This is a genomic window from Stenotrophomonas sp. NPDC077659, from assembly GCF_050268705.1.
GTDB lineage: Bacteria > Pseudomonadota > Gammaproteobacteria > Xanthomonadales > Xanthomonadaceae > Stenotrophomonas.
On sequence record NZ_JBNNHG010000110.1, the window covers coordinates 1 to 13,217 of the forward strand.

Genomic DNA, 13,217 nt, shown 5'->3' on the forward strand with positions numbered 1-13,217 from the left:
CCCCCTGCCGGGTCAGGCCCTTGCCGATGACCTGCTGCTTCGCCGCGCGTTCAATCGACGCGTACGCCATCGGTCCGACGCTGTCGGCCACTCCTGTCGCTTCCTGGTGAATCCCATGAGCCGAGCCCTGTCTGCCCGCCGCCTGTCGTCCTTCCTGCCGCACCACGCGCTGCAGGCCTGGCCCACGCCGGCGCAGCTGGCGGCGCTGGGCACCGTGCTGTGCCTGTACCACGCCGACAGCAGCGAGCTGGGTGGCTGGCGCCAGGCTGTCTCGGTGCATGCCTGCCAGGGCGTGGACAGCGAGGGCCTGCGTGAAAGCCTGTGCTTCCTCGATGCCCGCGGTCGCTGCGTGTGGCGCCTGTACCTGCTGCCCGACAGCGATTTCCTCGCTTGGGACCGCCTGGTGGCGTCGCTGCCGCCCGGCCCGCAGCACGATGCCGAAGGCAGTGTCGGCGAGCGCCTGTGGCGGCGCCTGGCCGGTCACCTGGGCGGCCAGCGCTGGCGCCTGTGCGCGCTGCGCCTGCATGCCGCCGATGATGGCAGCACCCTGGCAGCCAGCCTGTCCACGCTGTCGTCGCTGGGGGCAACCACGGCCCGCCGCATCGCGCGCCTGGAAGGCGCCGATGGCGAGCTGTCCATCGACGACTGCTGCTGCGCCGATGCCGCCCGCCGGCCCGCGCCGCGCCTCCCCGGCGACCTGCCGCTGGTGCATCTCTGAACCCTGTTTGATGGACCCCTGATGGACCGATTGCGGCCACGGATGGCCACCCATCGCGCGTGATATCCCGAAGGAATTCCCGATGAAGTCGCACGCCGCCAGCGTGATGCTGCTGTTTTCCGTCGCCGGTACCGCCAGCGCCCAGCCCACCGATATCGCCCGTGACCACGCCAGCATCCTGGCCATGCAGGGCGAGTACACCGTCGATTTCGCCTTTGACGAAACCGTGCTGCTGAAGCCGGGCTACGAACGCGCGCCGGCCATGCGCAGCGCGGGCAACGAAGTGGTGATCGTGGTCGAGGACAGCCCGCAGCGCATCGTGCTGCAGCACCTGCTGGTGGATGCGAAGAGCGGCCACGTGACCAAGCACTGGCGGCAGGATTGGGTGTACCAGGCACCGAACCGCTTCGAGTTCAGCGCCGACCAGACCTGGCAGGTGCGCACGATTCCGGCATCCATCAACCAGGGCGCCTGGACCCAGTGCGTGTACGAAGTGAGCGACGCCCCGCGCTACTGTGGCACCGGTCGCTGGAGCTACGACAACAACGTCCCGACCTGGACCAGCGATATCAGCTGGCGCCCGTTGCCGCGCCGCGAGTACACCAAGCGCAGCGATTACAACGCGTTGGCCGTGGTCAACCGCCACACGCTCACCCCCAACGGCTGGACCCACGAGCAGTTCAACACCAAGGTGCAGCGCAACGCCGATGGAAGCCAGGTGGAGATCGCCCGCGAATTCGGCTTCAACGATTACATCAGGACCACGGAGGTCGACTTCAGCCCGGCGCGTGAGTACTGGAAGGCTACGGCCGGCTACTGGGCCAAAGTGCGGCAGCGCTGGGACGGCTTCCTGACCCAGGCCCCGGGCGTGCACCTGAAGACCACGCTCGATGGCATGGCGATGATCATCCCGCTGTTCACCCAGGCCGAGGAGATCCAGTCGGGCAGGAAGGTGAAGGACGCACAGATCGACGCCGTGTTCGCCGAGTTCGTGGAAAAGAGCCAGTAACGCCGGGCCCTGGTCGACGCCACAACCGCATCCACGCATGGCGTGGATCTACCGGGAATGCATCCACGCGTGGCGTGGATACCGGGCGTGGGTTGGATTGGGCCGGAAGAATCGTCAGTAGATCCACGCCATGCGTGGATGCGCTTACTCCTTGAACATCAGAAACGCCGCCAGCACGATCAATCCGAACGCCGCATAGTGGTTCCACTTCAGCGGCTGGCCCAGGTAGAACGCCGAAAACACCGCGAACACCACCAGGGTGATCACTTCCTGCATGCCCTTCAGCTGCGGCGCCGAATACACCGCGCTGCCCAGGCGGTTGCCGGGCACCTGCAGGCAGTATTCGAAGAAGGCGATGCCCCAGCTGACCAGGATGACCATCATCAGCGGCGCGCTCTTGTACTTGAGGTGGCCGTACCAGGCGAAGGTCATGAAGGTGTTGCTGCCAAGCAGCAGCAACACCGGGTACAGGTAAGCAGCGAACGACGTGCCGGGCATCCGGGCGATCTCATCGGGTGGGGCGCGCAGCATACCGCCGGCTCCACCCGCCGCGTGTCATGGCCGCGTCAGGCCTCGCGCAGGGCCAGTGCCGGCGGGGTGTGCAGAATCGCCCGCGTGCCCCACCAGCCGGCCAGCAGGCTCAGTCCGATGCCAACCACACCGCCCAGCAGCAGGCCCGGCCAAGGCGGCAGCAGCGGCAGTTCGAACACCTTCTGCGATACCGCCACGCCGATGCCGGCCGCGGCGCCTACCGCCAGCAGCGCGGCCAATGCACCCAGCGCACCGAATTCCACCAGCACCGCACCGCGCAGCTGGCGCCGGGTCGCGCCCAGCGTACGCAGCACCGCGCTGTCGTAGCGGCGCTCGCCAGCGGTGGCCTGCAGGGCGGCCAGCAACACCAGCACACCGGCCAGCAGGCTGAACACCATCACCAGCTGCACCGCCTGCGCGACGCGGTTCATCACCTCGCGCACCTGCGAGATCACCGCGTCCACATCCAGCAGCGACAGGTTCGGTTGTTCGCGCACCAGCGCACCCAGGCCCGCCGCCTTGCCCGCGGGCAGATGGAAGGCCGACAGCAGGTTGTGCGGCGTATCGCCCACCGCGTTGGGGTTGAGCAGCACGAAGAAGTTCGGGCGGAAGGTGTTCCAGTCGGCCTTGCGCACGCTGGTCACGGTGAACTCGCGTTCCTGCTCGCCCACGGCAATGGTGATGCGGTCGCCCAGGTGCGCCCCGTAGCGCTTGGCCCAGCCGGTTTCCACCGAGGCTTCCGGCGCGGTGCTGTCAGCCTTCCAGAACGTGCCGTTGACCAGGGTGTTGGCTGGCGGGAAGGTGCTGCGCCAGCTGAAATTCAGCGGCCGGTTCTCGTCATCGTCGTCGCGCTGGCCTTCCCCCTGCGGCGACTGGCCGTTCTGCTCCGGCGTACGGTCCACGCGCAGCGGCGGCTTGCCGTTGATCGCGATCAGGCGGCCGGTGGCCATCGGTTCCACGTTGGCATCGGCCGCGCCCAGCCCCTGCAGCGCGGCCAGCACGCTGTCGCGCTGCAGGGGCTGGATGTTGATGAGGAAGTAGTTGGGCGTGTTCTCCGGCAGGCGCTCGCGCCACTGCTGCAGCAGGCCGGGGCCGGTCACTGCCAGCAGCAACAGCGCACACAGCGACAGCGACAGGCCCACCAGCTGCATCACCGCCAGCATCCGCCGCCGGGTCAGCGCCGCCAGGCCCAGCCGCCAGTTGCCATGCAGGCGGTGCTGCAGGCCGCGCAGCAGCTGCAGCAGCACGAAGCCCACCACGCCGGCGGCCACCGCCAGCGCGGCCAGGCCACCCAGCACCCACAGCGCCAGCTTCAGATCACCGGTCACCTGCACCGCCAGCAGCAGACTGGCGCCCAACGCGGCCACATAGGCCAGCAGCGAGGCCGGCGGCAGGGCAGCGAAGGAACGGTTGAGCACGCGCATCGGCGGCACCCCGCGCAGGCGCAGCAGCGGCGGCAGGCCGAAGCCGAACAGCAGCAGCAGGCCGATGCCCGCACCGGTCAGCGCCGGGGTGGCCTCGGGCAGCGGCAGGCGCTGCGGCACCAGACTGCCCAGCACCTGAACCAGACCTTCCTGTGCGGCCATGCCCAGGCCGATGCCGAGCACGCAGGCTGGCACCGCCAGCATCAGCAGCTGCAGCGCCAGCCCCGCCAGGATGTCGCGTTGGCGCGCGCCCAGGCAGCGCAGGATCGCCACCTGGTCGATGCGGCGCAGGGCAAAACGATTGGCTGCCAGTGCGGTGGCCACGCCGGCCAGCAGCACCGCCAGCAGCGCACTCAGGCCAAGGAAGCGGCCGGCCAGATCGAAGGCCTGGCGCACGCCGCGCTGGGTATCATCCACGCTCAGCACGCGCATGCCCTTTGCCTGCGGCAGCAGCCACTGCCGGTACGCCGCCACTGGGCCCGGCGCGCCGGCCACCATCAGCCGGTAGTTGATGCGGCTGCCGGGCCCCAGCAGGCCCGTGCCATCCACGTCGGCGCGGTTCACCAGCAGGGTGGGGGAGAGGGTCAGCAGGTCGCCGCCGGTATCCGGTTCGGCCTCGATGATGCCGGCCACGCGCAGCGTGCCCGCACCGAACTCCAGCGCATCGCCGACCTTCAGGCCCAGCGCCTGCAGCAGGCGCGGGTCGGCATAGGTCTGGCCCTGCGGCGGCATGCCGGCATCGGCGATCAGCGCGCCACCCGGCGTGGCCCGCACCCGCAGCGTGCCGCGCAGCGGGTAGCCGGCCTGCACCGCCTTGATGCTGGCCATCTGGCTGGCATCGCCGTTGAACAGCACGCTGCCGAAGCCGGCGATGCGCGTGTACGCCAGACCGCGCCGCTGTGCTTCCTCGGCGAAGGCCGCAGGCGGATCGCTGCGCCCGGCCACGCCGAGGTCGCCGCCCAGCATCTCGGCCGCGCTGCCGGTCAGGGCCAGGTTGACCCGGTTCACCAGCGTGCCGACGGCGGTCATCACCGCCACGCCCAGCACCAGCGCGGCGAACACGGTCAGCAGGTCACCGGCCAGGGCTTCGCGGCGCAGCGCGCGCCAGGCGTGCCGCAGCAGGTTCATGCCTGCGCCCCATGCTCGACCGCCTGCAGGCGGCCGTTGTCGATGCGGTGGATGTACTGGCAGCGCTGGGCCAGGCGCAGGTCGTGGGTCACCAGCACCAGGGTGGTGCCACTGCCGGCATTGAGTTCGAACAGCAGGTCGCTGATGTGCTGGCCGGTGGCCTGGTCCAGCGAACCGGTGGGTTCATCGGCGAACAGGATTCGCGGGCGGGTGACGAAGGCGCGGGCCAGGGCCACGCGCTGCTGCTCGCCGCCGGACAGCTGCCGCGGGTAATGGCGGGCGCGGTGGGAGAGGCCCACCTGGGCCAGTACCTCGTCGACCCGTGCGCGGTCCTCGCGGCCGGCCAGTTCCAGCGGCAGTGCGACGTTTTCAGCCGCCGTCAGTGCCGGCAGCAGATGGAAGCTCTGGAACACGAAGCCGACCTCGCGCGCACGCAGCTGCGCCCGCGCCTCCTCGTCCAGCGTGCCCAGCGACTGCCCGGCCAGGGTAATGCCGCCGCGGCTGGGCAGATCCAGCCCGGCCAGCAGCCCCAGCAAGGTGGTCTTGCCGGAACCAGAGGCCCCGACAATCGCCACGCTGGTGCCTTCATGGACGGTGAGGGTGATGTTGTCCAGTATGTGGACTTCACCCTCCGGGCCATGCACGGATTTGCCGACCTGGTCGACGGCGATGGCGACGGGCGCGCTGCGGGGGGACAGGCTGTCGATGAGGAGACTCCAATGCGCATTACAGGATGGAGCCGGCAAGCCGGCACGATGATGGTGCTGCTGCTAGGGTTGCTGCTGTGGTCCGGGCTGGCGTGTGCCAAAGGTCCGGCCGGTACGGTGCTGGTGCTCGGCGACAGCCTCAGTGCTGCCCACAATATCCCGGCCGACGCGGGCTGGGTCAGCCTGCTGGACATGCGGATCAGGCAGCAGTCGAAAACCCCGCCGCGCATCGTCAACGCCAGCATGAGCGGGGAAACCACCGCCGGCGCGCTGACCCGGCTGCCGGGCCTGCTGGCCAAAGAGAAGCCCACCGTGGTGGTGATTGCGCTGGGCGGCAACGATGCTTTGCGCGGGCTGACCCCGGCGCAGGTGCAGGGCAATCTGGAAAAGATGCTGCTGGCCAGCCGCGCTGCCGGGGCCAGGGTGCTGCTGCTGGGCATCGACGTGCCACCGAACTACGGCCCGGCCTATCGCCAGCGCCTGGCCGCCGCCTACCGTGCACTGGCTGACAGGTACAAGGTCCCGTTGCTGCCGTTCCTGCTGGAGGGCGTGGCCCTGCAGCCGGGGCTGATGCAGGCCGACGGGCTGCACCCCACCGCGCAGGCCCAGCCGAAGGTGCTGGACAACGTCTGGCCCCTGCTCAAGCCCCTGTTGTAATTTTTTTCAGCATCTTGAACGAACTTCACATCGCGTCCACCGTCGATGCGGCATGTTTCACAAAGCTGAAGAAAGAGGTACTCACATGCGTCAGACGAAGGAGACTTCCGGCTTGGTGCTGGTGGTCGAGGATAACCGCAACATCTCCGAGATGATCGGCGAATACCTGGAAGGCCGTGGCTTCGAGGTGGACTATGCGCAGGATGGCCTGGACGGCTACCGTCTGGCCGCTGAAAACAGCTACGACGTGGTCGTGCTGGACCTGATGCTGCCGCGCCTGGATGGCATCGAAGTGTGCCGCCGACTGCGCAACGATGCGCGCAAGTCAACGCCGGTGCTGATGCTGACCGCGCGCGACACGCTGGACGACAAGCTCACCGGCCTCGGGTTCGGTGCCGATGATTACCTGACCAAGCCGTTCGCCATCCAGGAACTGGAAGCCCGCCTGCGCGCGCTGATCCGCCGCGAGCGCCGCCAGGTCGGTTCGGAAGTGCTGAAGGTCGCCGACCTGGTGCTCGATCCGGTCAGCATGCGGGCGACCCGTGCCGGTACCGAGCTGCAGCTTTCGCCGATCGGTCTGCGCCTGCTGACCATCCTGATGCGGGAATCGCCGCGTGTGGTCACCCGCCAGGAAATCGAGCGCGAGATCTGGGGCAACGGGTTGCCGGATTCGGATACCCTGCGCAGCCATCTGTACAACCTGCGCAAGATCATCGACAAGCCGTTCGACCGTCCTCTGCTGCATACCGTGCAGAGCGCCGGTTACCGCATCGCCGACATCGCCCAGCCGATGGCCTGAGCCGTGCTGGTGCAGGAACGCACCCGCCCCGGCTTCGGCCGGGTCGCGGGGCAGGGAACGGGCCATGCATCGCGCCGGCGGTCACCGTCCGTGCACGATGGCGGCACGGCGCGCTGCCTATAATCGCAGCGCTTCGACCGGGACCCCGCAATGCCGCACGGCCTGCCGCGCAAGATCCGTATCGTTTTCATCCTGCAGGCAGTGCTGGCCAGCCTGGGCGTCCTGCTGGGTGCGTGGCTGGTCTCGCTGGTGATCAAGCACAGCCTGGTGGGGGCTGCCCTGCGCGAAGAGGCGGCCTACTACTGGACGCTGCACGAGGCGTCGCCCATGCAGCCGCCCCCCAATACCCAGAACATCCGTGGTTACCTGCTCGAGCGCGGGCGCTCGAGCCTGTCGCTTCCGGCCAATCTGCGCAGCCTGGAACCCGGCTTCCACGAACTGCCCGGCGATGACCAGCTGGTGCTGGTCGATGCCCGGCCGCAGGGCCGGCTGTATCTGGTGTTCCTGCGTTCGCGCGCGGAAATGCTGGCGTTCTGGTTCGGCATCGTGCCGGTGCTGCTGACCCTGCTGGCCGTCTACGGCGCCAGCTGGGTGACCTATCGCGCGTCCAAGCGCCTGGTGTCGCCGGTGAACTGGCTGGCGCGGCGGGTGTCGCGCTGGGATCCGGGCCACCCCGAGGCGGCCGATCTGGAGCCGGACAAGCTGCCAGCCGACATGCAGGGCGAGACCCGCCAGCTGGCCGCGGCGCTGCATTCACTGGCCAACCGGGTCGCCGACCATGTGGCCCGCGAGCGCAACTTCACCCGCGATGCCAGCCATGAACTGCGCACGCCGCTCACGGTCATCCGCGTGGCCAGCGACATGGCACTGGGCGACGACCGCCTGGAGCCGCGCCTGCGCCGCAGCCTGCAGCGCATCCAGCGCGCTGGCCGGGACATGGAGGCGGTGATCGACGCGTTCCTGATCCTGGCCCGCGAGGCCGACATCGAACCGCAGATCGAGCTGTTCGATGTCAACGATATCGTCCGCTACGAGGTGGACAACGCCAACGAACTTCTGACCAACCGGCCGGTGGCGGTGCACCTGCACAGTGCTGGCCCGGTGCAGCTGCATGCGCCACCGCGGGTGCTGCAGGTGGTGGTCAGCAACCTGGTGCGCAACGCCTGCAACTATACCGATGAAGGCCGCATCGACGTGCAGGTGACGTCTGATCGGGTGGTGGTGCGTGATACCGGCATCGGCATGTCGGCCGAGGCGCTGGCCCGTGCGTTCGAGCCGTTCTACCGCGCCGAGCCGGACCGCCCCCAGGGCACCGGCCTGGGCCTGTCGATCGTGCGCCGGCTGTGCGACCGTTTCGGCTGGAAGGTCAGGCTGGCCAGCGAGCCCGGCAAGGGTACCGAGGCCACGGTCATCTTCCGCTGACCCGGTCGGGGTCGGATCCCGTTGCTGAGCAACGGGCTCTGACCCCACGCCGGATTGCCACGGAAAGCCTGCGCCGCCGGGCATGGCCCGGCGCACGCCTTCCTCAATCGCACTTCACCTTCGGCGCCACGGCCTGGGTCCAGATTGCATACCCGGCCGGGGTCATGTGCAGCATGTCCTCGCGGAACAGCTTGGCATCCGGCTGGCCATCGGCGCCCAGCATCGGCGTGTAGATGTCGGTGTAGCCGGTGTTGGGAAGCTTGGCCAGCGCAGCCTTGATCAGCGCATTGGCCTGGGTGATCGCCGGAAGCAGGTGCGCGCGCGACGGGCTGGGCTTGATCGACAGGTACTCCACCCTGGTCCTGGGAAGATCGCGGTGCACGCGCTGCACGAAGGCCACCACGTCATCTCGCACCTGGGTTGCGCTGCGGCCGCTGTTGAGGTCGTTGTCGCCAGCGTAGAAGAACACCTTGCAGGGCGCGTACGGCACGACGATCCGGTCGGCATACCAGGTGCTGTCGCGCACCTCCGAACCGCCGAAGCCACGGTTGAACACCGGCTGGCCCGGGAAGTCCTGGGCCAGGCTCTCCCAGAAACGGATCGAGGAACTGCCGATGAACTCGATGCCACCGCGCGGCGGCGGATCGCTCTGGTCGGCCTTGAGGAAGCTGGCCATGTCGCCTTCCCAGGCCACGTTGGACACCTGGTCGGGCACGCGCGGCGGGGCCGGCGGGCTCAATGCCTGGGCCAGCGGGGCCAGGGCCAGCAATCCAAGCGACAGCAGGCAGTTACGGGCAACGGACATCAGGGGCTCCAGCGAGGGCAGGGGATACCCATCATAGGAGTTCGCCACGGTGCTGCGCTTGCCGCAGGCGGGCCGTTGGCCGGACGCGGCGGGGTGCTGCCACCGCCCTTGTGGCAAAATGGAGCCATCTGCCCATTCACGTGTCCCCATGATTGCCTGCCATGCGTCTGAGCGGTTGCTGTGCCGCGCCCCTGTTGCTGGATGTCTGCTCCGTGGCTGATCAGTTCGGCCATATGCCCCGCGGTCCGCGTCGCATCTTCCAGGCCGCCCGCTGGTCCTGGCAGGGCCTGCGGGCCGCCTGGCTGCACGAGTCCTCGTTCCGGCTGGAGGTCTGCCTGCTGATCGTGCTGACCCCGCCAGCGCTGTGGCTGGGCCAGACGCCGGTCGAGCGCGCGCTGATGATCGGCTCGATGCTGCTGGTGCTGGCGATGGAACTGGCCAACTCGGCCATCGAGGCGGTGATCGAGCGCTACGGCGCCGAGATCCACGAGCTGGCCGGCCGCGCCAAGGACATGGGCTCGGCGGCGGTGTTCGTGCTGATGATGAATGTGCTGCTGTGCTGGGCGCTGGTCGTGGTGCCCCACCTGCTGGCCGGCGCCTACGCCTGAACCCCCATTCCCCCACTGTCCTGAAGAGTTTCCATGTCCCTTGAGTTCCTCGCCGACCCCAATGCCTGGGTGACCCTGTTCACCCTCAGTGCCCTGGAAATCGTGCTCGGCATCGACAACCTGGTGTTCATTTCCATCGCGGTCAGCAAGCTGCCGGAAGAGCGTCGCCCGTTCGCGCGCAAGCTCGGCATCGCCGTGGCCTGCATCACCCGCATCGCGTTGCTGGTATCGCTGGCCTACCTGGCGCACATGGCGGCCAACCTGTTCACCGTGGCCGGCATGGGCATCTCCATCCGCGATCTGGTGCTGATCGTCGGTGGTCTGTTCCTCATCATCAAGGGCTACATGGAGATCAAGGAACTGATCACCGGGGGCGAGGATGAAGACCCCAGCACGACCAAGGCTTCGGCCGTGTTCGGCTATGTCATCGCGCAGATCGCGGTCATCGACATCGTGTTCTCGCTGGATTCGGTCATCACCGCCGTCGGTATCGCCGACCATATCCCGGTGATGGTGGCGGCCATCCTGCTGTCGGTGATGGTGATGCTGCTGGCCGCCAACCCGCTGGGCCGCTTCATCGATGCCAACCCGACGGTGAAGATGCTGGCGCTGGCTTTCATCCTGCTGATCGGTGCGGTGCTGATCCTCGATGGCCTGGACGTGCACGTACCCAAGCCCTACATCTACGCCGCGATGGGGTTCTCGGTGCTGGTGGAGTGGCTGAACCTGCTGATGCGCCGCCGCGCGCGGGACCACAACGTGCCGGGCGCCGGCAACTGGTAATAGTCCCCCAGGACCCCCGGCACTGCCGGGGGTTCTGCGTTGTGGGGGATCGATCACCGGCGCCGGGCCCGGGTTCGGCCCCGGCCACTGTCCCGTCGCCCGCGCGGTTGGCCGGTGAGAATCAGCGATTGCTGGAAGCGCGCCGCAACGTTCCGGGACATCCTTGGGCTGTTCTGTTGCGGAGTTCACCATGGGCGTCCAAGTTTCCCCTACCACCCCTACCATCCCTGCATTCCAGGCGAATGCCAGTCCGCCGCGTGTAGTGCCTGCGACGCCGGTGGGCGGAATGCTCGTCGGACTCAACAACAGCCCAGTGGCGAATGCCGCCCTCCAGCGATTGAGGGAGCCGGTCGACTATCGCGCTCCGTCGTGCCTGGATGGCCTGACGCCGAACCCCGGCAACAACGAGACCCCGTTGACGGATGCGCAGATCCGCGCGCTTCTCGACCACCCCGGCACCCGCGACGGCGGCCAGTTCCGGCTGAAAGCCGGCAGGGTGACGTCGTATGCTTCGAGGAGCTGCGTCAAGAACTTCATCTTCTGGGGCTGGGCCATCCGGGAAGGGGAGCGCAGCGCCTACCGCTCGACCATGCAACACGTGCGCAACCTCGTGACGGCCGCCGGCGGCCTGGACAACGCGAAGTCACTGCTGGATCAGTACCCCGCGCGGATGTGACCCGAGCGACGCCTCCCGGCACGGTCGGGGGGCGTCTCCACCGCTGTTGACGCCAATCGTGGCATGCTCAGGGCCCTGTCCACCCGGAACTCCCGCCATGCGCCTGTTCACCCGCGTCCTGCCCCTGATGCTGCTGGCCTCCCTACTCTCCGGCTGTGGCTACAACGCCATCCAGCAGAAGGATGAGGCGGTCAAGGCCAGCTGGTCCGAAGTCCTCAACCAGTACAAGCGCCGCGCCGATCTGGTGCCCAACCTGGTTCAGACTGTCAAAGGCTTCGCCAGCCAGGAAGAGCGCGTATTGACCGAAGTCACCAACGCGCGCTCACGGGTCGGCCAGATCAACGTCAATGCCGATGACGAAGCCTCGCTCAAGCAGTTCCAGCAGGCCCAGGGCGAACTGGGCAGTGCGTTGTCTCGCTTGCTGGTAGTTACCGAGAACTATCCGGTGCTGAAGTCCGACGCCAACTTCCGCGATCTGCAGGCGCAGCTGGAAGGCACCGAGAACCGCATCACCGTGGCCCGCGGCCGCTACATCCAGCAGGTGCAGGACTACAACACCTACATCCGCTCGTTCCCGCAGCTGGTCACCGCCAAGATCTTCGGCTACCAGCCCAAGCCCAACTTCAGCGTGGAAAACGAAGCGCAGATTTCCAACGCGCCTGCGGTCGATTTCGGCAACCCGCCGCAGCAGCCGGCACCGCAGCCGGCGCACTGACCGATGCGCCTGGCCATCACGCTGCTGCTGGCGTTCCTGCTGTGGCTGCCACTGGCCGCGCAGGCGCAGCAGCTGGCGCCGATCCCGGCACTGGATTCGCCGGTGGTCGACACCACCGGCACCCTGGATGCCACGCAGAAGCAGGCGCTGGTACAGCAGGCACTGGACCTGCAGCAGCGCAAGGGCAGCCAGCTGCAGGTGCTGGTGGTGCCCAGCACGCAGCCGGAGGACATCGCCCAGTACACCACCCGCGTCTTCGACCAGTGGCAGATCGGCCGCAAGGGCGTGGATGACGGTGTGCTGCTGGTGGTAGCCAAGGACGACCGGCGCGTGCGCATCGAGCCGGGCTATGGCCTGGAAGGCGCCATTCCCGATGCCATTGCCAACCGCGTCATCCAGGAATACCTGGTACCGCGCTTCCGCAGCGGCGATTACGCCGGGGGCATCACCGATGCCACTGGCGTGCTGGTCAAGCTGATCGACGGTGAATCGTTGCCGGCACCGGTCAGCGACCAGCGTGGCCGCGAACCCGAGGGGGGGGGCGATACCTGGGTGCTCGCGCTGTTCATCGGCGTGTTCGCCGGCAGCCTCCTGCGCGGGGTGTTCTCGCGGGTGCCGCGGCCGCTGCGTGGCCTGCTGGGTGGTGCCGGTGCAGCGGTGGCGGCGTTCCTGTTCACCTCAACCGTGCTGGCCAGTGGCCTGGCCGGCATTGTGGGCCTGATCGTGGCCATGCTCTCCGGCCACCCGGGCCGCTTTGCCGGTGGCGGCGGCTGGGGCGGTGGCAGCTGGGGCGGCGGAGGCGGCTTCGGTGGAGGTGGTGGATTCGGCGGTGGCGGCGGTTGGGGCGGCGGCGGTGGCCGCTCCGGCGGTGGCGGTGCTTCGGGGGGCTGGTGATGATCCAACGACTGTGTCGCCACGTATTTTCCCCGTCGGTACGGCGCGCGTTCCCGCCGGCTACGCTGCAGGCGATCACCGAGGCCATCGCAGCCGGTGAGCAGCGCCACGGCGGGCAGGTGATGTTCGCGGTGGAAGCGGACCTGCCACTGGCCGCGCTGTGGCACAAGGTCACCCCGCGCCAGGCGGCCGAACACGCCTTCGCGCGCCTGCGTACCTGGGATACCACCCATAACAACGGCGTACTGATCTATCTGCTGCTGGCCGACCACGCCATCGAGATCGTGGCCGACCGGGGCCTGCATGGCCGGGTCAGCCCGGCGCAGTGGCAGCGGGTCTGC

At 68.3% G+C, this 13,217-nt stretch carries 15 protein-coding genes; 11 read left to right on the plus strand and 4 right to left on the minus strand.

Annotation, left to right across the window (positions count from 1 at the left end):
- Positions 1-115: 115 nt before the first annotated feature.
- On the plus strand, positions 116-718 hold the full coding sequence (locus ACQKDV_RS14345; RefSeq protein ID WP_427784532.1) for a Hemin transport protein: 603 nt from the start codon (positions 116-118) through the stop codon (positions 716-718).
- An 82-nt stretch (positions 719-800) separates the two neighbouring features.
- On the plus strand, positions 801-1,727 hold the full coding sequence (locus ACQKDV_RS14350; protein ID WP_427784533.1) for a DUF6607 family protein: 927 nt from the start codon (positions 801-803) through the stop codon (positions 1,725-1,727).
- Between the two features lie 144 nt (positions 1,728-1,871).
- Here the strand turns inward: ACQKDV_RS14350 and ACQKDV_RS14355 are convergent, their stop codons facing one another.
- From ACQKDV_RS14355 to ACQKDV_RS14365, 3 genes are all read right to left on the minus strand, one after another.
- Positions 1,872-2,225: a DMT family protein gene (locus ACQKDV_RS14355; RefSeq protein ID WP_427784553.1), complete on the minus strand. Its 354-nt coding sequence runs from the start codon at positions 2,223-2,225 to the stop codon at positions 1,872-1,874.
- A gap of 68 nt (positions 2,226-2,293) precedes the next feature.
- On the minus strand, positions 2,294-4,810 hold the full coding sequence (locus ACQKDV_RS14360) for an ABC transporter permease (RefSeq protein WP_427784536.1): 2,517 nt from the start codon (positions 4,808-4,810) through the stop codon (positions 2,294-2,296).
- Positions 4,807-5,454: an ABC transporter ATP-binding protein gene (locus tag ACQKDV_RS14365; RefSeq protein ID WP_427784555.1), complete on the minus strand. Its 648-nt coding sequence runs from the start codon at positions 5,452-5,454 to the stop codon at positions 4,807-4,809. The genes ACQKDV_RS14360 and ACQKDV_RS14365 overlap by 4 nt, the downstream gene beginning before the upstream one ends.
- 75 nt (positions 5,455-5,529) lie before the next feature.
- Here ACQKDV_RS14365 and ACQKDV_RS14370 point away from each other — a divergent pair, with 75 nt between their 5' ends.
- The 3 genes from ACQKDV_RS14370 (at position 5,530) to ACQKDV_RS14380 (ending at position 8,395) form a co-directional block, all read left to right on the plus strand.
- Positions 5,530-6,174, plus strand: coding sequence for an arylesterase (locus ACQKDV_RS14370; RefSeq protein ID WP_427784537.1), 645 nt, complete (start codon positions 5,530-5,532; stop codon positions 6,172-6,174).
- An 85-nt stretch (positions 6,175-6,259) separates the two neighbouring features.
- A complete protein-coding gene (locus ACQKDV_RS14375) occupies positions 6,260-6,973 on the plus strand; it encodes a response regulator transcription factor (RefSeq protein WP_002811889.1) in 714 nt (237 codons plus the stop codon).
- 150 nt (positions 6,974-7,123) lie between these two features.
- A complete protein-coding gene (locus ACQKDV_RS14380; protein WP_427784540.1) occupies positions 7,124-8,395 on the plus strand; it encodes a sensor histidine kinase in 1,272 nt (423 codons plus the stop codon).
- A gap of 103 nt (positions 8,396-8,498) precedes the next feature.
- Here ACQKDV_RS14380 and ACQKDV_RS14385 read toward each other — a convergent pair whose 3' ends face one another.
- Positions 8,499-9,200 (minus strand): SGNH/GDSL hydrolase family protein, encoded by a 702-nt coding sequence (locus tag ACQKDV_RS14385; protein WP_427784542.1) that lies wholly within the window; start codon positions 9,198-9,200, stop codon positions 8,499-8,501.
- A 212-nt stretch (positions 9,201-9,412) separates the two neighbouring features.
- On the opposite strand from ACQKDV_RS14385, the gene ACQKDV_RS14390 reads away from it, so the two are divergent.
- The 6 genes from ACQKDV_RS14390 to ACQKDV_RS14415 all read left to right on the plus strand — a co-directional run.
- Positions 9,413-9,808 carry a diacylglycerol kinase gene (locus ACQKDV_RS14390; protein ID WP_427784544.1) on the plus strand — a complete coding sequence of 132 codons (396 nt, stop codon included), beginning with the start codon at positions 9,413-9,415 and terminating at the stop codon, positions 9,806-9,808.
- Positions 9,809-9,841: 33 nt separating this feature from the next.
- Complete coding sequence (locus ACQKDV_RS14395) at positions 9,842-10,591, plus strand: TerC family protein (RefSeq protein ID WP_427784546.1); 750 nt, start codon at positions 9,842-9,844, stop codon at positions 10,589-10,591.
- 286 nt (positions 10,592-10,877) lie between these two features.
- Positions 10,878-11,267 (plus strand): hypothetical protein, encoded by a 390-nt coding sequence (locus ACQKDV_RS14400; RefSeq protein WP_427784547.1) that lies wholly within the window; start codon positions 10,878-10,880, stop codon positions 11,265-11,267.
- Between the two features lie 97 nt (positions 11,268-11,364).
- A complete protein-coding gene (locus ACQKDV_RS14405) occupies positions 11,365-11,982 on the plus strand; it encodes a LemA family protein (RefSeq protein WP_427784549.1) in 618 nt (205 codons plus the stop codon).
- 3 nt (positions 11,983-11,985) lie between these two features.
- Complete coding sequence (locus tag ACQKDV_RS14410) at positions 11,986-12,876, plus strand: TPM domain-containing protein (RefSeq protein ID WP_427784551.1); 891 nt, start codon at positions 11,986-11,988, stop codon at positions 12,874-12,876.
- Positions 12,876-13,217, plus strand: a 342-nt coding sequence (locus ACQKDV_RS14415) for a TPM domain-containing protein (RefSeq protein WP_427784552.1), incomplete at its 3' end; no start/stop codon positions are given. The genes ACQKDV_RS14410 and ACQKDV_RS14415, both read left to right, overlap by 1 nt.